The organism is Vibrio algarum, from assembly GCF_028204155.1.
Lineage (GTDB): Bacteria > Pseudomonadota > Gammaproteobacteria > Enterobacterales > Vibrionaceae > Vibrio > Vibrio algarum.
This window is the reverse complement of record NZ_JAQLOI010000003.1, coordinates 623,197-642,006: the sequence shown is the minus strand read 5'-3', so window position 1 is coordinate 642,006 and position 18,810 is coordinate 623,197. Positions and strand designations below refer to the sequence as shown.

The window sequence follows — 18,810 nt, the reverse complement described above, 5'->3', positions numbered from 1 at the left end:
ATTGGATTAGTAGGCCGTTATTACTTAGATGAACAGACAATCACTTCTAGAATTTCTTTAGGGTTGTTATCTGAATTTTCCGTGTTGAGTACCTTCAAGAGCTGAATTAGGAGTAAGATCCCTGTAACAGCCAAACCAACACCAATCCCTCCCCAAATACCGGCTAAACCATACTGTTGCATTAACCACCATGCAGAAGGTAAGCCAAAGATCCAATAACCTACAGCAGTCATAATCGTTGGTGAAAGCACTATCTTCATTCCTCTCAGTAGGTTCAGGGCTAGTAATTGCCAAGCATCAACAACAAAGCACAAAGCAACTACCCAGATAGAGGAGGTAAGTAATAGAGTTAACTCCATATCCTTGGACGTACCACTTTCGTCAAGCTGAAATAGTTGAGCGATGGACTCCGGCCAGAGAATGAATACAGCAGCCAGTATTATGCTAAGTAATGTCACTAGTTTAAAACTTTGCAGTGAAATTTTTCTAATTCCATTCTGGTTACCAGCACCGTAATCTTTACCAACTAAAATAGCGGCAGCTTGAGAAAAACCGAAATTAATGTTCCACGTAAAGCTTAAGCACTGTAACAATATTTGGTGCATCGCCAAGGATGCAACGCTGAGCATTCCCGCCATTAATGTTCCGCCATAGATGAGCCCATGCTCTAGAACACTCACTAGGGCAATCGGCAGACCCATAGTCAATAAAGGTGTAATGAGTTTTATGGAATATTCTTCAAGTCTTAACCATGGGGCAAAACGGTGGTATTTTTCGCGGGCAAAAACCCAGCAACCGTAACCGATTAATGAGATAAGTGCGGAAATTGCTGTCCCAGAACCAAGACCGGCTATCCCGTACCCTAAAGGAAATGCCAATACGTAACTGATAGGGACATTTATTAATACAGTAACAACGGACATCAGCATAACTGAACGGGCATCTCCGAACGTACTCGTAAGGCCTCGCAATACCAATAACAATAAGGTAGGCAACATCGCCCATTTCAGTGCATGGAGATAATCCATCGCGACAGAAATGACACTATCTGATTGCTTTGCTGACCGTAATAGCTCTGGTGCAAAGTAGAAACTCATGGTCAATAATAAAGTACATAGTACGGCTAATACCACCGCGCCTTTTACAGCGTTTCGAATTTGCTGCATGCCAAACTCAGGGCGAGCTAGACTTTGCCCGTAAGCGATGGCAATTAGGTTCGCGCTACAGCCAACGGTACTTGCCGCAATAAGAAAAACGAATGAATATACGGACGCACCTAATCCACCAGCAGCAAGTGCTTGTACGCTTATGCGAGACATCATCCAGATATCGGTAAGTACCAACGCCATAGAAATGAGTTGAGAAATAATAAGTGGTAGTGCGAGAGATATTAATTTTTGCATACAAGCCTCAATGTTATGAAGCACAAATTAACGTTTTCAAGGCTAGCGTTCAATTTACATTTGTGCCATTCTGACATTACATAAACTCATGCGAACTAATATGTCACCCTATTCTAATTTACCTTATTCTCATAAAGGCTTGCAGGTGTTTGAATCTGTAGCAAGGCTTATGAGCTTTACCTTAGCAGCAAATGAATTGCACGTTACTCAAAGTGCGGTGAGTCGGCAGGTAAAACAGCTTGAAGATGATTTAAACGAAACTCTAGTGATTAGAGGCAATCGTTCTATTGAGCTGACATTAAAAGGACACGCACTATACTCGGTGTTAGAAAAAAACTATCTAGCGTTAGAGTCATTGATAGCCAGCTGGAAGCAAGAGAGCCAGAAAAAAATCGTCATTAAGGCCGCTTTAAGTTACGCGACTCGTTCACTTATACCTAAAATCCAACAGTTGCATGAAAAGTTTCCAGATTACGAAATAGTCGTTATTCCTAGTATGGATGAAGATGAAAGTGTGAATGCGAGTGAATACGATGTGTTGATATTAAACACTCGCCGAGGATCTATTTATGCGGATAATCCGGATATCTTATATCTGCGAGAAGAATTTATGGCTCCCGTATGCGCGCAACAACTCGTATCCGATCAATCTAATATAGAAGCGATAATTCAAATGCCTAGGCTTCATCCAACCATGGATCATTATGATTGGATAACATGGCTAAGAAACACGCATTTTGATCACTTTACAAAGGCGCGAGATACCACCTTCTTTACTCTGGATATGGCGTTAAGTGCATGTCTATCGGGGCAGGGTGTGACAGTGACGGATCTGCTGTTGGTATTGCCTGAATTAGAGCATGGTTATTTAATATGCCCTGAAGGAGCACCGGTTCAATACAGTCCGTGGCAATACTTTTGTCATCGTCGTACTAAATCAGCAATAGTAGATGAGATTATAGAATGGTTAAAGATAGAAACGGACAAAGAGGTACAAACCCTTAATCGTTTAGCTGATCAGTACCTCTGGAAAGGAGTAGTGCAGGATAGTGAATTAGCGCTGTAAGTGATGGGCCCCTAACAATTCGCAATCTTATCTATCTCTAAATTTTTATAGGAGTAGTGTGGTTGTTCGAGAACATTAATTGTTAGAGGTGATTATGAGTTTGTTTTATGTGGATAAGAAAGCACAAGAAAATGGCGATCATGAAATTCACACCGCATCATGTACTCACAGCCCAGGTATAAAAAACTGTGATCCGCTTGGCTATCATATTGCGTGCAGCACCGCGTTGGATGCTGCTAAAGCGATATACCCTCAATCAAACGGTTGTTACTACTGCTCGCATTCCAGTTATCATTCAGAGGATAAGTAATACTGTAGGCTACAAACATAACTAGTTTGGCATAAAAAACAAAGCTAGACAGCAAGGCGCCTAATAGATCCTATGGTTTAGTCGTCTTGTTGATGTTCTTGGTAAAGTTCCAACGGTAATCCGTCTGGGTCTTTGAAAAAAGTGAAAGCTCTACCAGTATATTCATCAACCCGAATCGGCTCTACGTCGATACCTTTGCTCTCTAATTCACGTTTTGAATCTTCTACCGAATCCACTACAAATGCGAGGTGCCTTAATCCTTGAGCTTCTGGAGTATCTGGACGTTTAGGGGCATTGGGAAAAGAGAACAATTCAATTTGTCCACCATCCGGTAGAGCAAGATCCAGCTTATAAGAGTCTCGATGAGCTCGGTAATTTTCCGCGACGACTTTTAAACCCAGAGTTTGAATATAGAACTGCTTTGAGACCTCATAATCGGAACAGATAATAGCGGTATGATGAATTCGTTTAAGCACAGGTGATCTCCTAGTTAACTTCAAGTCGGATTAAGAAAGTCTCTTAATTTTTCGAGAACCAATTACTTATTAGGTTAATTGGATATGGGTAAATGCTCCATCACATAATCAATGAATACACGGAATCGAGCGGGCATGTACTTGGTTTGAGCAAACTGTAGGGCAATAATGCCATGGTAATTACCTTTTATCGTCCAGTCATTCAATACTTCTTCGACTTCACCTTTCTTAAGTGCCTCTTGAATAACAAAATCATGAAAAATACCAATCCCTAGGCCATTTTTGACCCCATTAAGTCGCATCTGAGAATGGTTGACGGCGTAACGTCCTGAAACAGATACTTGATGCAACTCGTCATCTTTAACAAAATTCCATATATGATCAGTGTCGGTTTCAGCTAGATAAAGGCAATCGTGCTCTGTTAGTTGGTTGGGGTGAGTAGGGTGACCTCTGTCGATAAGATAATCAGGGCTAGCGCACAGTACCAGTTTCGTTTTACCCATCTCTTTTAGCACTAAGTTCTCGTCGGGTTTGTCCGTGAGCCGAAAGGCAATATCAATACCGTTCTTAAAGATATCTATTGCCCCATCTGCCGCGCGAAGCTTTAACTGGATATCTGGGTATTTCTTTAGAAAAGGAATGACAAACGGTTGTAATACAGAATTAAGAAAAGCTTCTGGTGCTGCAACAGTAATTGAGCCACTGGGGTGGTTATGGTCCTCTGCTGAAAGCTCAATGGCCTGCTGAGCCGAATTAACCATTGTTAGGCACTCTTCATAGATTTTTTTGCCCGCTTCTGTAATCAGTAGCTTTCGCGTCGTTCTTTCGAATAGCTTGACCGAGAGTGCTTTTTCTAAGCGTGTGATGGTTTTACTTAGTGCGGAAGGAGTCACATTGAGTTTTTTTGCTGCTGCTGTAAAACTTTTTTCCTGTTCGACTAAAATAAAGGCAGCAAGATCGGGAAGCAGTGTAAGCAACTTATTAGAAATCATTGTTATTTGTGCCTTGGATTCATTAATGTTTTTCCATGTGGAGGGATAATAGTCTTTATCCCGATCAATTAGAATAGCTTTACACTGTAAATACACTCATTTCTGGAAGGAATATAAGCATGTCTTCTGCATTTTATGATCAGATAAATAAACAGATTCAAGAAGTCAAAGAAGAAGGACTCTATAAGTCTGAACGTATTATTACCTCTGCACAAAAGGCCGCTGTTTCTATCTCAACCGGAGAAGAAGTACTGAATTTTTGTGCGAATAACTACCTTGGGTTAGCGAATCACCCAGACCTTATTCAAGCCGCTAAAGATGGTATGGATGAACACGGTTTCGGAATGGCGTCGGTTCGTTTTATTTGTGGAACACAAGATTCTCATAAAGTATTAGAAGAAAAGCTATCTGAATTCCTAGGCAAAGAAGATACGATCTTGTATACCTCGTGTTTCGATGCAAATGCGGGTCTTTTTGAAACGATCTTAGGCAAAGAAGACGCGATCATTTCAGATGCATTAAACCATGCTTCTATTATTGATGGTGTCCGTTTATGTAAGGCAATGCGTTTTCGTTATGCCAATAACAACATGCAAGAGCTAGAGCAGCAATTAATCGATGCCGACAATGCCGGAGCTCGTCATAAACTGATCGTGACAGATGGTGTATTTTCGATGGATGGTGTTGTTGCAAACCTTCCTGCAATCTGTGATTTAGCGGATAAATATAATGCATTGGTGATGGTTGATGACTCTCACGCCGTTGGTTTTATGGGGGCAAACGGTCGCGGTACTCACGAATACCATGACGTAATTGACCGAATTGACCTTATTACAGGTACGTTAGGTAAAGCCATGGGCGGTGCTTCTGGTGGTTATACTTCGGGTAAAAAAGAAGTGGTTGATTGGTTACGTCAACGCTCTCGTCCTTATTTATTCTCAAACTCTGTAGCGCCCGCTATTGTCTCAGCATCTATTCGAGTGCTTACGTTATTGGAAGAAAGTGGCGAATTACGTGATCGTTTATGGGAAAATTCGGCCCATTTCCGTGCTCGTATGGAAGAAGCTGGTTTCACTATGGGTGGGGCTGACCACGCAATTATTCCTATCATGCTAGGCGATGCAAAAGTTGCCGCTGAATTTGCTGAACGTGCATTAGAAAAAGGTATTTACGTGGTGGGATTTTCATTCCCTGTTGTACCAAAAGGGCAAGCGCGTATTCGTACCCAGATGTCTGCGGCACATACTCGCGAAGAGTTGGATAGAGCGATTGATGCCTTTATCCAAGTGGGTAAAGAGATGGCGATCATATAACCTTCGGGTTAAGACTTAGCGTGTTTCGAGAGTATTGAGTATGAAAATTAAAGCATTAGCAAAATTAAAACCTGAAGAAGGTATCTGGCTTACAGAGGTTGATAAGCCAGAACTGGGTCACAATGACCTGTTGATCCGAATTAAGAAAACCGCCATCTGCGGAACAGACATACATATCTACAACTGGGATGACTGGTCACAAAGTACTATTCCTGTTCCGATGGTTGTAGGTCATGAATACGTGGGTGAGGTCGTCGGTATTGGGCAAGAAGTACGTGGTTTCGAACTAGGTGACCGAGTGTCTGGTGAAGGGCATATTACCTGCGGTCATTGCCGAAATTGTCGAGGTGGGCGAACCCATCTTTGTAGAAATACAGTTGGTGTTGGTGTGAATCGTACGGGCGCATTCTCTGAGTTTCTTGTTATACCTGCGTTCAACGCATTTAAAATTCCACACAGTATTTCAGATGATCTAGCATCAATATTTGACCCATTCGGTAATGCTGTTCACACCGCTTTGTCATTTGATTTGGTTGGAGAGGATGTGCTTATTACAGGTGCAGGTCCGATTGGGATTATGGCGGCCGCCGTTGCAAAGCATGTTGGTGCTCGCCATATTGTTATTACAGATGTTAACGAATACCGTTTAGAGTTGGCCGAGAAAATGGGCGTAACTCGTGCTGTCAATGTGGCCAAGCAAAACCTCGAAGAGGTGATGGCTGAGCTAGAAATGACAGAAGGATTTGACGTAGGGTTAGAAATGTCTGGTAACCCATCCGCATTTAATAGCATGCTACACGCTATGAACCATGGAGGTCGAATTGCATTACTTGGTATTCCACCAAAAGATATGGGCATCGATTGGAACCAAGTAATTTTTAAGGGTATGGTAATAAAAGGGATCTATGGCCGTGAGATGTTCGAAACCTGGTATAAGATGGCCAGCCTCATCCAATCAGGCTTAGATCTTACCCCGATCATCACTCACCACTACAAGATTGATGATTTCCAAAAAGGCTTCGACACTATGCGTAGTGGGCTGTCTGGGAAAGTTATATTAGATTGGGAATAGAAATAAAACCGCTCTAAACTAGAAAACATATCGCTTACTAAATACTGTTTTTATTCACAGTTAAATGGAAAATAAAGCAGTATTTAGCCCCACAAAAAGCCCCAAAAAAGCCCCAAAATTTATATAAGTAGCCCCAATGATACTCTTGGGACTTTTTACTAAAATTAAGCTAATGCTTTTTGTCCAGTGATGCGCTAGAACTATACCTACTAACATATCTTTGCCCCTTTATTGGTTAGTGCGACTACTCAGCAGCGGATTATTCTGCTGAGTTTGCGATACGTGAAGTTATGAAAGATACCAGAACGGCACAGCACGGAGCCACCCAAAACCGAGCATGAGCGGCTTGCTTATTCAAAATTTTACTATCTGCATCATTATGCACTCGATGAGTGACTGTCTATTTATCCACCTTCCTTTGAAACCACATTCGAGAAAACAAATAGTCTTTTAAAATAAGTTGATGGTAAAGCGCAGCAAACACGTGCAAAGTAACCATAATTGCAATTATTTTTGTTAATACACCATGAGCTTTTCTAATTGGTACTGATGAAAGATTAGATGGCATCGTCTCACTCAGTTATACAATACCTTTCATATTGATTTGGATGGCAATCGCAATACCACTAAGAACAATAGCAAAAACCACAAAATATAGTGCCAGATGATAGGCTTTCACGAGCTTAGCGAATCTATTATTGGCCTTTTTGTCGGTCATAATTGGTCGCGAAAGATATATTGCAACCAAACGAACAACAAAAAGTGCGCCTATCACCCCTCCAGCGGACATGTGGACAACCAACCTATCTACTTTTAAGTCAAGATCATTAGATAGGGAGGCAATGTCGCCCCCCATAAATAAGGCTACGAATAACGCCAAAGCCAATGCCCAATGCAATACAATTAGTGCTGGTGAGTATCGGTTCATCCTCATCTTCTCCTTACTTAACTTTGGAAAAAATAAAGTCGATTGCACTGCTGATCTCTGTGTCAGAACACTTAGAGCAACCACCTTTGACATCATGATCGTTTAATCCTTTGAAAACAATGGCTCTCATCTAGTCTTCGGAGTGTGTTTTAAGGTATCGGCCCCAAATATCTCTATCATTGATATTTGGGGCTCCAGAAATCCAACCTTTAAGACCACCTGTATGGCATGACTGACATACCTTCTCAAAAGCTGAATTCTCTGCTACAAGCGGAAAACTTGCTGTTAGTAGGCATGTAGAGATTAAACTGAACACAGTTCTTCGCCGCAACCTTAGTTTCATTGTCTTGCCTTCTGTCTCATATGTAAATATTGACTCATTTCTATTCTTCTGAAAATCATATTAGCAATATGTTGTCACATCTCAGATATCATGACAGCACGTTGCCAATATGACAACATTGTGTCATTGTTATGTGCTTCTTGCGACAAGGTGTAATTTTTAAAAGCCAAACTACAACTTAAGTGAAAACCAATTAGAGGTAATAATCGCTATGAACAAATTAACTTCTTCTGACGATAGATCGTTTTTACGAGGTGAAACCAACGGCGGAGTGTATAAAGGTGCTGTAATGCCTATAGGTGAAGACTCATGGAAATCAACAAATCTTGGGGGGATCTATGCATTAGAAGTTGATGGAGGAAACCCTGGTGGAAATTTAGGTCTTCTAATCGGAGATGACGGTATTGTCTTAATTGATAATGGACTGGAAAAAGCGGGTCAAATGACACTAGCGACAACCCAAAAAATGGCCGACGACACTGTCAATTTCGTCATAAACACACACCTCCATGCTGATCATCTCGCCTGCAATCCTATTTATTCGGCTACAGGTGCAAAAATTATCGCACATGATAATACACGTAGCGCTCTGCTTGCAGATAGTCAATTTGATAAGACAGGTTTACCCAACCTAACATTCAATGATACTGCTACCTTTTATCTGAATGGCCAAACCCTTAAGTTATTGCACATACCGAAAGCACATACCAATAGTGACATAATAATTCACTTCAGCGATGCCAATATTATCCACGCCGGAGACATGTTCTTTAACAAGGTCTTTCCGTTCATCGATTTAAATAACGGGGGCAACATTGACGGTTTTATCGCTGGTCAGCAACAAGTTATTGAATTAGCGAACGAAAAAACAGTAATCATTCCTGGACATGGCCCCTTGGGTAGTAAAGCCGATATGCAAGAAGCACTAGATATGCTGATCAACATCAAAGGTTGCATCAAACCATTGGTTGAACAGGGTTTATCGATGGAAGAAGTGTTGAGGGTTAATCCACTGGCAGACTTCGAAAACTGGGCTTGGTTTCATATTAGCATAGAGCGAATGACCAAAATTTTATATTGCCTGTTAACGGAAGGGCAATGACATCATAGCTATATCTGATTCAGAATGATTTATCCGCATAGGCAGTCGAAATTAAAATCACTGCCTTTCTCTATTGCGCACCAAGGTAACTCGCCATCTTTTGAAGTACGAACAATGTTGTCTCTAGTTCTTCTTTGGACAAGTCTTCTGCACCTTTACTAGCCCAGCATGTTTGTTTTATATCCAATAGCCTATATACTTTTTTTCCTTGTTCTGTAAGGTCAACAAGCTTGGCTCTCTTGTGATGTGGGTTCTCCACCAATTGCAGTAAACCATCCTTTGTCATCACATCTACAATTCGCTGCGTTGCCTGTCTACTCTGCCCCATAGTACGACCAATTTGAGGTACCGTCAGAGCCGTCTCAGACCTGCCGATCGCTCCCATAACTTTCCACCTAGCGCTACTTAAGCCAAATTCTTTTGTAAGATCATCACCTTCTACGTTAAGCATTCCGCTTACTTTGAAAACTTCTAAAACGACTTCAGTAAAGGTTTCTCCATTTGCTTTTTTTAACATGGCTATATTTCACTCCCATCCATTGACAACATGTTGTCAATGGATTAATATTGACAACATGTTACCAACTATACACGTGTGGAGTCACATATGAAACCCCTAATTCATCGTAGTTCGGCAATATTAGCCACAATCTGTATAGCTACCTTTTTTAGCTCAACTCTATTTATTGAATTATTTGGTTCACTTGAGTCAGTAGCGAAAGTTAAGGCTTTTATTGTATTTCCAGGTCTTTTCATCCTCATTCCCGCAGTTTCCCTAACTGGAGCCACAGGCTTTTCGATAGCAAAAGGGGGAAAAGGAAAAATCATAGAAAAAAGAAAAAACGTATGCCTATTATCGGTATAAACGGAATTGTTATTCTAGTTCCTGCCGCGATATATCTAAACCAAATGGCAATAAATGGTACCTTTGATACGACATTCTATATTGTTCAAGCATTAGAACTACTTGCTGGTGCTACCAACTTATTTTTAATGACTATGAATATCCGAGATGGTAGGAAATTCAAAAAAATAAGAAACTAGATAACCCCGGAGCATAACAGAATATGAAAACTGTAAGTCCGAATAGGAATGCCGGTCGGCCTGTACAGACCTTAGAGTCAAGAAAGGCTTTAATAAATACAGTAAAGTCACTCTATCTGTCTGATGGCGGCCAACCTATCACGACCAGAATTATCTCTGAGCAGTCTGGGTTTAATATATCTTTAATTCGCTATCACTTTGGAAGCAAAGAAGGGTTAGTAGAAGAAATGATTAAATTGCATATGTCTAGGTTTAGAAGAGAGTTAATTAAAAAAATCAATTCAAATAATGTCAATCTAGCAGAGAAATGTTTTAGTGAGGTATCTTATGATACAGAAACTTTAAAATTGGTAACTAATGTAATCAGACTCGAAAAATCGAGCGTGGAACATGAAGCGCTAAAAGATATCATAAGAGATAATTTTGATAACTTAATAATAAGCGTCATTAAAAAAGATCCATATTTTCAGAAAATTGAACGTGATAAATTTAAAAATAGCGTAGCACTATATTTTAGCTTACTTTTATCTCCTTTTCTTATATATAGTATTAACGAAGATTATCCTAGTATTTATGAACAACAAACTAAAAATTATAACATTCTAAGAAGCTTAATTAATCTTGAACTCTTATAGTGTAAAAACCTTTGAATAGAGGTCAATTTTACTTATAAAATTTGTCCTTTTTGTGGCAACAAGAACCTATCAATTGAGTACCTTTACCTTGCTAGGGGTGGTGGAATAAAGGAAGCACATGTTGTTTGTGATGAGTGTGCTTCATCTTCCCCTATCTATATCTGGAATAACTACTACCAGTTTATAGAGAAGCACACCGGTCAGGTATTCAAAAGCCTTACATATGACAAAGACATGCAACACCTATTTAATGTCCCAGATAGGGTATCAGCATCAATGAATGATTACTTTAAAAAGGCTATTGAAGGCTCAAAAGACAACACAGCCCCTAAGTTTAACTGGTGTGTTGCCTCCAAATGGTCAAGTCTGAATGATGAAGATATGGCAATTTTCTATAAGATGAAGAAAATTCGGGACAGCATGAGTCACGGTACTGTCTACGAGGATCACGACTTACCTATATACGAAGCAAAACAATTAGCCATAAAAATCCTACAGGAACTGCAAGAATACATTATAGAGCCAATAAATAGGGAGCACTAAGCTCCCTTCTAGCTACAAGCTCAGCAACTTAATAGCTTCGGGTTTAACAGAATAAGGCGCTGATGGACAAAAGCTTCATAGAATACAAACCATTTATCCAACTCCTTCTTCTCATATAACCGAACGTTTCTACTTTGCCAGAAGCCAGACATTCTAAAGTGAGATTGACAGTATATGTAAACCCAAACGAAAATTTCATAATATAACCAAGTGAACCTATTCTATTATCGCTTGGAGGTATTAGGTGCTCGGGTAATCACAATCAGTGACGCGCTGAATATGGCGACGGACAGCACTGTTCTGAAAAGTGGCGTTATGGAGACAGTAACAAGCCATTTATGGCTACACAAAAAACATAAAGAGCTTGCGCCACAACTCTCGGTTATTCTTAGAAATATGAAAAAAGAAGGCCTTTTTGAGCTGTATCTCGAACAGCTGGGGCTAAATCCTCAACTGATAAAATGGTAACACTTATGGCATCACATTAAGTGCATATTTACCGAAGTTCAATATCAATATATATGAAGTTTCACGCTAAATAATCGATAGTTTAAATTAAGCTCCTAGATATAGAGCTAAGATAGAGGAGTGATAGAGAGTCACATTCACTATTTATAGGTACATAGCTATGCCTGTCGTACCTGAAAATAGCTTAAGTGTGATTGAGACGAGTAACTGCTGGCAATTGTTGTGCTAGGATACGACCAAGTTAGTAATCATGACCGTCTCTATCCTAATGCTCTCTATCGAAGATAGTAAAACCCGATGGGAATTCTTCCAGAAACACCAATGGGTTTCGCCTGAATTTGCCTTTTCTCCAGTATTCCAATCTTGGCAGCGCTGTATCAAGCAAATGAGTGCCTACAATTGGACTCGTCCGCATATTGCTTCCGGTTTCACTCTTACTTCACTAAGACGAAGAAATGAACGCATTATCAACTGTGCCACAAGGGTAACAGAAGATATGTACGATCTGCTTCGCAACGAGAAACTGGCGCTTATTGTTACAGATGACAATGGCTGCGTGATGTCCCATGTTGGACACCAAGAGCTGGAAGAAAAAATGAATGCACTAGGTATCAAGGTGGGGTGCTTTCTAACGGAAGACAAAGTGGGTACGAATGCCGTCAGTTTCGCTATGGAAACAAACATGCCTTATGAAGTGTTTGCTGGCGATCATTTCAAACGAGACTTGCATGACATTGGTAGCGTTGCGGCACCAATTATCGATACCTATGGCAAATTACGCGGTACTATCTTGCTAGTTCGTCGCGCAGAGGATTACAAAAAAGAGAATATTGTGATTGCCACTTCTTGTGCTCGTGAGGTGAGTTTGCAGCTTCACATTGAAAGTGAACAAGAGAGTATGAATCGACTCCAATCAGCACATAGCGCAGCTTTGGAGTATATGGATGATGGCATCATATCATGGGATAGTGAGAACCTAATTTCGTATACGAGCAGTCAAGCTGAGAAGCTGCTCAATGTGAACAGTAACGATTTACTCGATAGGGATATATTCAATGTAATTCGTTTCGCCCCAAATATTATAAGTAGTATCAAACAAGGCGAAATGGTACGCCGAAAGCAAACGACATTTGAAATTGATGGCCGTTTTATCGAAGCGATCATCACGTACCGCTGTATGTCAGATGGTACGCACCTACTTTTCATCCACCCCGTTGATAAATTTCATGAACTGGCATTGCAACAATCGGCCAGTCCTGCAACTTATACCTTTGCGAATCTTATGTATGCTTCACGTAAAATGAAGCATGTAATGCGGGTCGCTGGACGAGCGATTAAAACACGGGCCCCTATCCTGATCACTGGAGAAGAAGGAGTTGGCAAATCTGATTTGGCAATGGCGATACACAATGAAAGTGAGTATCGTGACGGCCCATTCATCTCGCTTAACTGCCGGTCAACCAACCCCTATCAACTTTTAAGAGATGTGCTTGGGCATGATGAAGGAGAAGGACACCCCTCTAAGTTTGAGCTGGCTCAAAATGGCACACTCTATATTGAAAATATTGAGTTGCTCGGTACTGAGTTACAAGCAACCTTATTAAAGTTGCTTAAAACGGGCTTGTTCAATCGCAGTAATAGCGAAAGGCCCATAAAAGTTAAGTTTCAACTTATCACTGGAACATCGGCCAATATTGCTGAGGGGGTTGAGCAAGGTTCTTTTGCTCGAATACTTTACTATGATCTATCGGCAAATGAACTCCATATCCCTCCATTGAGAACCCGGCCAGAAGATATTGAACATATGGTGACAAAGCTCGTGAGTATTTATGAGCAAAGGCACAAAATTACAATCGAGATTGAGCGTGAAGTAATGACAACTTTGTGCAACTACCGCTGGTTTGGTAATAACTCGCAACTTCGAAATATTGTAGAACGCTTCTTGTTGAATCGCAGTTCAAATCGTATTGAACTTGATGATCTACCTGATGAGGTGAAACTTCAAGCTCATCAAGAATTGAACAGTGCGGCTTCCGTTATGACGTTAGAGGAGCTAGAGAAGCAGGCGATCATCCAATCATGGAAAGTATTTGACGGGCGCTTGCAGGAAATGGCGAAAGCCTTGAATATCGGACGTACAACGCTTTGGCGTAAAGTGAAAAAGTATGATCTTGAAGACGTGCTTGAAACTAACTAATGCCAACCCTTTAGAGAGCGTAAAATGAGTCCAAGTCGCTTCAATAACTTGAATTTTTTGTTTGTATTATAAAGGCTTAGCTTCCATTTACAGCCTGTACTAATGCTTTGATCATGATTAATGACGAGGTAGCCCCAGGATCTTGATGGCCAATACTTCGCTTACCTAGCAAACGAGCATTTCCTTTGGATGCTTCCATCTCAATGGTTGAAACAGCCCCTTTTTCTGAAGTAGAAACCATACATTCCAACAAAGAGTCTATATGAGCTCCAGAAGCTATTTTAGAACGAGTCTGCTCAATAACGGGCAACCAGACATCGCACATAGTTTTATCACCCACGTTGGCTTTGCCTCTCGTAACAATGCCATCAACACCGCTTTTTAAGGCATCAATTAACTCTTCAAAAGAGAGTTGCTCACGGGTGCCAATGGTAGCGGCGGCTCGTATAAAAAGGGTTCCATAGAGCGGGCCACTTGCTCCGCCAACATTGTAGAGTAAAGTCATACCTGTATTTTTCAATATTGTTGCAATGTTTTGTTTCTCAAATTTAGGTAGGTTCTCCAAGACAATTTTAAATCCTCTACAGATATGCAGCCCATGATCAGAGTCACCAAGATCTCGATCCAAATCAGTAAGAAATTCTTTATTCTCTTCGTATGCTTTAGCGCAGAGCGAGAGCCAGTTAACAATGTGTTGTTTTTCAATTTGCATCACTTTCTTCCAATTTAGAGGATTACCAAGTCATTGCAGCTGTGTTAACTGGTGCATCGAAAAGGTCAATCACTTCCTTATCCGCCTTAAGTAGCGTGATTGAAATACCCGACATATCGACAGCGGTACAATACTCGCCAACTAAGTTACGCGCTATTCGAAAGTTCTCTGCTTCACAATTTTCGGCTAAGCGTTTATAGACAACATAAAGTTCAGAGTTTGGAGTGCCACCTAAGCCGTTCACAATCGCTATATAGTCATGGTCAGATTCAAAGTCATTGATCGAAGAATCAAGTTCGAGCCATTCACCTTCCTCCTTATCCCAACACGGTAGCACCCTGCTATATGGGGCGTTTTCTTTGAGAGCCACAAACATCTTATCAACCAAGTCGTCAGAGTTCGTAAATTCCATACGCTCTATGCCGGGCTCCCCATGTATGCCAATACCAAACTCGACTTCGTTTTCTCCTAGTTCAAACGAGGGCTGATCTGCGGCTGGGACGGTACACGGCCTTAATGCAACACTGATCGACCGACAGTTATTGTTCACACGACGTCCAAGCTCTTCACACTGTTCTAATGAATAGCCTTTTGCCGATGCCGCACCGACAATTTTTTCTACCAAGACTGTTCCTGCCATTCCTCTGCGTCCGTTTGTATAAAGGCTATCATTGACTGCGATATCATCATCAATGAGAACGGCTCCTACCTTTACACCGTCAGAATGAAGCAACTCTACTGCTAACTTAAAGTTCATACTGTCACCAATATAGTTTTTAATCAGAAACAATATGCCTTGCTCACGGCTCACTTGGCTCGCACATTCATAGATTTGGTCGGGGGTTGCTCTAACAAATATCTCACCAGGAATTGCACCAGTAAGCATACCTTGGCCTACATATCCAATATGCATAGGTTCGTGCCCAGAGGCTCCTCCTGAAACCAATGCAACTTGGTTCGGAGACTCTTCATGCCAGATATAACATGGATTTTTATTTAGTTTGAGATCAGTACGAGAGGCAACTAAGCCCTGAACTTGGTCTAAGACAACATTGTCGACGTTATTGATAATCTTTTTCATTATTCTTTTATATTCCTTGAAACCAAAGGGCTGGACCCATATTAAGTTCCTTTTTCATGGTCAGCAATTTAATTTGCCTGTTTCATTTCGAAACATAGCAAAAAAGTCGAATGGTTCAAAATGAAACACAAATCAAGGAAATTATTTGTAAATGTGACTGAATTAATAATTGGGTTCTCACAATATTATTTCTATGACGTTAATTGATGTGGGAATCAAACTTCACTTATATAACTGACGTTATTTCTACTTGTTTCTAACTCTCTTTCTTTATGATTTCTCCAACGTTGAAACACAGAGAAGGTCAAAAACATGGATAAAATAATTATTAGCCCTAGCAAATACGTTCAAGGTGAAAATGTACTAGGTGCTATCGCTGGTTACGTGAAGGCATTAGGTGAAAATCCACTGGCGATTGCAGATGAATTTGTTACAGGCTTAGTAGGCGGTACAGTAAAAAACAGCTTTGAAAAAGAAGAAATGCCACTGGCAATGGATCTGTTCCATGGAGAGTGTTCCCGTCAAGAAATCGACCGCATCATTGACATCGCAGCAACGCAAAAGCATGACGTGATCATTGGTATTGGTGGTGGTAAAACACTGGATACTGCTAAAGCGGTAGCGTATTACTCAAAAGTACCAGTAGTCGTAGTTCCGACAATTGCATCAACAGATGCCCCTACCTCTGCACTTGCTGTTATTTACACACCTGAAGGTGAATTCAGTGAGTACTTACTATTTCCTAGTAACCCAAATATGGTAGTGATGGACAGTGCTATTATCGCTAAAGCACCAGTACGCCTTCTAGTTGCGGGTATGGGTGATGCACTTTCTACTTACTTTGAAGCACGAGCAAACATGACCTCAGGTAAAGCGACAATGGCAGGTGGTGCACCAACACGTTCGGCTCAAGCACTAGCAAAACTATGCTATGAAACACTGTTAGAAGATGGCCTAAAAGCGAAAGTGGCTGTTGAAAATGGTGTGAGCTCAAAAGCCGTTGAAAACATCATTGAAGCGAACACTTACCTAAGTGGTATTGGCTTTGAAAGTAGCGGTCTAGCGGCTGCTCATGCTATTCACAATGGCTTAACCAAACTAGAAGAATGTCACCATCTCTATCACGGTGAAAAAGTAGCGTTCGGTACGCTAACTCAATTGGTTCTTGAAAATGCCGCAATGGAAGAAATTAACACTGTTATCGATTTCTGTCGCTCAATCGGACTTCCAACAAATTTATTCCAGATGGGTGTAAAAGAATTAAATCACGACAAGTTACGTGAAGTAGCTGAGGGAGCAACGGCTGAAGGTGAAACCATTCACAATATGCCTTTCCCAGTAACAGCAGAAGCGGTTTATTCGGCAATCCTAATAGCTCACCAGCTAGGTCAATAATATTAACCCGCTAATTATTTAATTAGTGACGAAGAATAGAAATTAATCTTACTATATTAAAGAGATAACAATGTCTGATCTTATTTTAAATAACAAAGAGTCTTTTGTTCTAGATTCTATTCACGGTGCTTTATACGCAGCTCAAAAAGAGAACCTAACACTACTAGATTTTAATAACGATATTAAAGTTGTTGCGCGCAATGACTGGAATAAAGACAAAGTCGCACTGATTTGTGGTGGTGGCTCTGGACATGAGCCAGCGCACGCAGGCTTCGTTGGTAAGGGCATGCTAACCGCAGCGGTTTGTGGTGACTTGTTTGCTGCGCCAAGTGTGGATGCCGTTCTTAATGCAATTTTACATGTAACGGGTGATGCCGGTTGTCTGGTTATCATTAAAAACTACACTGGCGACCGTTTGAACTTTGGCTTAGCCGTAGAAAAAGCCAAGGAGATGGGGCGTAAAGTTGACCTGATTGTCGTTGGCGACGATATCTCTATCCCTGGTAACCCTCAACCACGTGGTATCGCAGGCACTCTGTTCGTGCAAAAAGTTGCGGGCTATGTAGCTGAAAACAACGGTTCTCTAGAAGAAGTGAAACAAGCTGCAATCGACGTGCATGAAAAAACGGCGTCTATTGGTGTAGCACTGACAAGCTGCTCTCTTCCTGGCGAAAGCAATGAGCGTATTGCTAAAGGTAAAGCCGAGCTTGGTCTAGGCATCCACGGAGAAGCGGGTATCGAGACTATTGACCTACCTAAAGCAAAAGAGCTTGTAGCAACCATGGTAGGCAAGCTTATTGAAGCGCAACCTATTTCTGAGAATGCAATCTTGCTAAATAACCTTGGCGGTCTGTCGCCAATTGAAATGAATATTGTGGCGAAGGAAGTGATGGAATCTGAGCTTGGCCAACAAGCGAAGTTTATCGTAAGTGGTGCACTGATGACCGCTATTGATATGAAAGGCTTTTCGGTTTCTACCATTCAACTGACTGATGAGATCAGTAAGGCATTGACTGCAGACGTTGAAACAAGTGCATGGCCTGGTGCTGTTGCCCGCCGCGAAGTACCAATCACTCAGTGTGAAAACCAAATCGTGAAGCAAGCGTTCGAGCCCTCACACGAAGAAGAGACTGCCTTAGTTCTTAGCAAGGTATGTCAATCAATTATCGATATCGAAGCAGAGCTTAACCACCTTGACTCCATCGTTGGTGATGGTGATACCGGTTCTACTTTTGCAGCAGGTGCACGTAAGGTTATAGCTCAATTAGAAGCAAAACAGCTACCGTTACAAGACAAAGCCAAATTGATGACGACAATCGCAGACTGTCTAACTTCTGTAATGGGTGGTTCTTCAGGCGTACTTCTGTCTATTTTGTTTACTGCAGCAGGCCGTGATTTTGAGCTTAATGGCTCTCTACCTAAGGCATTGCAAGCGGGTCTAGATCAAATGATGGCTTACGGTGGCGCAAAACCTGGAGACCGCACGATGATCGACGCATTACACCCGGCTCTAGAAGCATGGGTAGAAGAAGGCTTTGATAGCGCTATTAATGCAGCGAAAGCCGGTGCAGAGGCTACTGTTGCGATGACCAATGCGAAAGCGGGCCGTTCATCCTACCTAAACAGCGACAGCCTATCAGGAACAAAAGATCCAGGTGCATTCGCAATCGAAACCGTATTCAGTCAATTTTAATAAAAAATAATAATTAGAAATGCGTCAATAAGAGTTT

The 18,810-nt window shown here is 41.2% G+C and carries 18 protein-coding genes and 1 pseudogene; 12 read left to right on the top strand and 7 right to left on the bottom strand.

Features of this window, described 5'->3' with window-relative positions; genetic code table 11:
* Positions 1 to 20: 20 nt before the first annotated feature.
* Positions 21 to 1,403, bottom strand: coding sequence for an MATE family efflux transporter (locus tag PGX00_RS18225; RefSeq protein ID WP_272139244.1), 1,383 nt, complete (start codon positions 1,401 to 1,403; stop codon positions 21 to 23).
* Positions 1,404 to 1,503: 100 nt separating this feature from the next.
* Between PGX00_RS18225 and PGX00_RS18220 the strand changes: the two genes are divergently transcribed.
* Together PGX00_RS18220 and PGX00_RS18215 are read left to right on the top strand one after the other, a co-directional pair.
* Positions 1,504 to 2,469, top strand: a complete 966-nt coding sequence (locus PGX00_RS18220) for a LysR family transcriptional regulator (protein WP_272140905.1) — start codon at positions 1,504 to 1,506, stop codon at positions 2,467 to 2,469.
* A gap of 94 nt (positions 2,470 to 2,563) precedes the next feature.
* Positions 2,564 to 2,779: a hypothetical protein gene (locus PGX00_RS18215; protein ID WP_272139242.1), complete on the top strand. Its 216-nt coding sequence runs from the start codon at positions 2,564 to 2,566 to the stop codon at positions 2,777 to 2,779.
* 77 nt (positions 2,780 to 2,856) lie between these two features.
* On the opposite strand, the gene gloA2 is transcribed toward PGX00_RS18215, so the two are convergent.
* Complete coding sequence (gloA2, locus tag PGX00_RS18210; RefSeq protein WP_272139240.1) at positions 2,857 to 3,255, bottom strand: SMU1112c/YaeR family gloxylase I-like metalloprotein; 399 nt, start codon at positions 3,253 to 3,255, stop codon at positions 2,857 to 2,859.
* Positions 3,256 to 3,329: 74 nt separating this feature from the next.
* Positions 3,330 to 4,247 (bottom strand): LysR family transcriptional regulator, encoded by a 918-nt coding sequence (locus tag PGX00_RS18205; RefSeq protein WP_272139237.1) that lies wholly within the window; start codon positions 4,245 to 4,247, stop codon positions 3,330 to 3,332.
* 119 nt (positions 4,248 to 4,366) lie between these two features.
* On the opposite strand from PGX00_RS18205, the gene PGX00_RS18200 reads away from it, so the two are divergent.
* Positions 4,367 to 5,560 (top strand): glycine C-acetyltransferase, encoded by a 1,194-nt coding sequence (locus PGX00_RS18200; RefSeq protein WP_272139235.1) that lies wholly within the window; start codon positions 4,367 to 4,369, stop codon positions 5,558 to 5,560.
* Between the two features lie 40 nt (positions 5,561 to 5,600).
* Positions 5,601 to 6,632, top strand: a complete 1,032-nt coding sequence (gene tdh, locus PGX00_RS18195; protein ID WP_272139233.1) for an L-threonine 3-dehydrogenase — start codon at positions 5,601 to 5,603, stop codon at positions 6,630 to 6,632.
* 580 nt (positions 6,633 to 7,212) lie between these two features.
* On the opposite strand, the gene PGX00_RS18190 is transcribed toward tdh, so the two are convergent.
* The gene (locus PGX00_RS18190) at positions 7,213 to 7,560 is read right to left on the bottom strand and encodes a cytochrome b/b6 domain-containing protein (protein WP_272139231.1); all 348 of its coding nucleotides are present in this window, start codon (positions 7,558 to 7,560) and stop codon (positions 7,213 to 7,215) included.
* A 554-nt stretch (positions 7,561 to 8,114) separates the two neighbouring features.
* Here PGX00_RS18190 and PGX00_RS18185 point away from each other — a divergent pair.
* Positions 8,115 to 9,005 (top strand): MBL fold metallo-hydrolase, encoded by an 891-nt coding sequence (locus PGX00_RS18185; protein WP_272139229.1) that lies wholly within the window; start codon positions 8,115 to 8,117, stop codon positions 9,003 to 9,005.
* Between the two features lie 70 nt (positions 9,006 to 9,075).
* On the opposite strand, the gene PGX00_RS18180 is transcribed toward PGX00_RS18185, so the two are convergent.
* The gene (locus PGX00_RS18180; protein ID WP_272139227.1) at positions 9,076 to 9,522 is read right to left on the bottom strand and encodes a MarR family winged helix-turn-helix transcriptional regulator; all 447 of its coding nucleotides are present in this window, start codon (positions 9,520 to 9,522) and stop codon (positions 9,076 to 9,078) included.
* Between the two features lie 90 nt (positions 9,523 to 9,612).
* Here PGX00_RS18180 and PGX00_RS18175 point away from each other — a divergent pair.
* The 5 genes and pseudogenes from PGX00_RS18175 (at position 9,613) to dhaR (ending at position 13,892) form a co-directional block, all read left to right on the top strand.
* Positions 9,613 to 10,049: pseudogene (locus PGX00_RS18175) on the top strand (hypothetical protein).
* 23 nt (positions 10,050 to 10,072) lie between these two features.
* The gene (locus tag PGX00_RS18170) at positions 10,073 to 10,684 is read left to right on the top strand and encodes a TetR/AcrR family transcriptional regulator (RefSeq protein WP_272139225.1); all 612 of its coding nucleotides are present in this window, start codon (positions 10,073 to 10,075) and stop codon (positions 10,682 to 10,684) included.
* A gap of 234 nt (positions 10,685 to 10,918) precedes the next feature.
* Positions 10,919 to 11,227: a hypothetical protein gene (locus tag PGX00_RS18165; RefSeq protein ID WP_272139223.1), complete on the top strand. Its 309-nt coding sequence runs from the start codon at positions 10,919 to 10,921 to the stop codon at positions 11,225 to 11,227.
* A 210-nt stretch (positions 11,228 to 11,437) separates the two neighbouring features.
* Positions 11,438 to 11,695 (top strand): hypothetical protein, encoded by a 258-nt coding sequence (locus PGX00_RS18160; protein ID WP_272139221.1) that lies wholly within the window; start codon positions 11,438 to 11,440, stop codon positions 11,693 to 11,695.
* Positions 11,696 to 11,963: 268 nt separating this feature from the next.
* On the top strand, positions 11,964 to 13,892 hold the full coding sequence (gene dhaR / locus PGX00_RS18155; RefSeq protein WP_272140903.1) for a dihydroxyacetone kinase operon transcriptional regulator DhaR: 1,929 nt from the start codon (positions 11,964 to 11,966) through the stop codon (positions 13,890 to 13,892).
* Positions 13,893 to 13,968: 76 nt separating this feature from the next.
* On the opposite strand, the gene dhaL is transcribed toward dhaR, so the two are convergent.
* Both dhaL and dhaK read right to left on the bottom strand, forming a co-directional pair.
* Positions 13,969 to 14,604 carry a dihydroxyacetone kinase subunit DhaL gene (gene dhaL / locus PGX00_RS18150; RefSeq protein ID WP_272139218.1) on the bottom strand — a complete coding sequence of 212 codons (636 nt, stop codon included), beginning with the start codon at positions 14,602 to 14,604 and terminating at the stop codon, positions 13,969 to 13,971.
* 22 nt (positions 14,605 to 14,626) lie between these two features.
* Positions 14,627 to 15,685, bottom strand: coding sequence for a dihydroxyacetone kinase subunit DhaK (gene dhaK / locus PGX00_RS18145; protein ID WP_272139216.1), 1,059 nt, complete (start codon positions 15,683 to 15,685; stop codon positions 14,627 to 14,629).
* Between the two features lie 312 nt (positions 15,686 to 15,997).
* On the opposite strand from dhaK, the gene PGX00_RS18140 reads away from it, so the two are divergent.
* The gene (locus PGX00_RS18140; protein ID WP_272139214.1) at positions 15,998 to 17,080 is read left to right on the top strand and encodes a glycerol dehydrogenase; all 1,083 of its coding nucleotides are present in this window, start codon (positions 15,998 to 16,000) and stop codon (positions 17,078 to 17,080) included.
* A 70-nt stretch (positions 17,081 to 17,150) separates the two neighbouring features.
* On the top strand, positions 17,151 to 18,773 hold the full coding sequence (locus PGX00_RS18135; protein ID WP_272139212.1) for a dihydroxyacetone kinase subunit DhaK: 1,623 nt from the start codon (positions 17,151 to 17,153) through the stop codon (positions 18,771 to 18,773).
* Positions 18,774 to 18,810 lie beyond the last annotated feature (37 nt).

What these genes read in the sequence shown, in the direction of transcription:
- PGX00_RS18135 (WP_272139212.1), top strand. Translation starts at nt 17,151, where the DNA reads ATGTCTGATCTTATTTTAAATAACAAAGAGTCTTTTGTTCTAGATTCT.
- PGX00_RS18215 (WP_272139242.1), top strand. Translation starts at nt 2,564, where the DNA reads ATGAGTTTGTTTTATGTGGATAAGAAAGCACAAGAAAATGGCGATCAT.
- dhaL (WP_272139218.1), bottom strand. Translation starts at nt 14,604, where the DNA reads ATGCAAATTGAAAAACAACACATTGTTAACTGGCTCTCGCTCTGCGCT.
- PGX00_RS18165 (WP_272139223.1), top strand. Translation starts at nt 10,919, where the DNA reads ATGCAACACCTATTTAATGTCCCAGATAGGGTATCAGCATCAATGAAT.
- tdh (WP_272139233.1), top strand. Translation starts at nt 5,601, where the DNA reads ATGAAAATTAAAGCATTAGCAAAATTAAAACCTGAAGAAGGTATCTGG.
- PGX00_RS18190 (WP_272139231.1), bottom strand. Translation starts at nt 7,560, where the DNA reads ATGAACCGATACTCACCAGCACTAATTGTATTGCATTGGGCATTGGCT.
- PGX00_RS18200 (WP_272139235.1), top strand. Translation starts at nt 4,367, where the DNA reads ATGTCTTCTGCATTTTATGATCAGATAAATAAACAGATTCAAGAAGTC.
- PGX00_RS18225 (WP_272139244.1), bottom strand. Translation starts at nt 1,403, where the DNA reads ATGCAAAAATTAATATCTCTCGCACTACCACTTATTATTTCTCAACTC.
- dhaR (WP_272140903.1), top strand. Translation starts at nt 11,964, where the DNA reads ATGCTCTCTATCGAAGATAGTAAAACCCGATGGGAATTCTTCCAGAAA.
- PGX00_RS18220 (WP_272140905.1), top strand. Translation starts at nt 1,504, where the DNA reads ATGTCACCCTATTCTAATTTACCTTATTCTCATAAAGGCTTGCAGGTG.
- PGX00_RS18205 (WP_272139237.1), bottom strand. Translation starts at nt 4,247, where the DNA reads ATGATTTCTAATAAGTTGCTTACACTGCTTCCCGATCTTGCTGCCTTT.
- PGX00_RS18185 (WP_272139229.1), top strand. Translation starts at nt 8,115, where the DNA reads ATGAACAAATTAACTTCTTCTGACGATAGATCGTTTTTACGAGGTGAA.
- PGX00_RS18170 (WP_272139225.1), top strand. Translation starts at nt 10,073, where the DNA reads ATGAAAACTGTAAGTCCGAATAGGAATGCCGGTCGGCCTGTACAGACC.
- dhaK (WP_272139216.1), bottom strand. Translation starts at nt 15,685, where the DNA reads ATGAAAAAGATTATCAATAACGTCGACAATGTTGTCTTAGACCAAGTT.
- PGX00_RS18140 (WP_272139214.1), top strand. Translation starts at nt 15,998, where the DNA reads ATGGATAAAATAATTATTAGCCCTAGCAAATACGTTCAAGGTGAAAAT.
- PGX00_RS18180 (WP_272139227.1), bottom strand. Translation starts at nt 9,522, where the DNA reads ATGTTAAAAAAAGCAAATGGAGAAACCTTTACTGAAGTCGTTTTAGAA.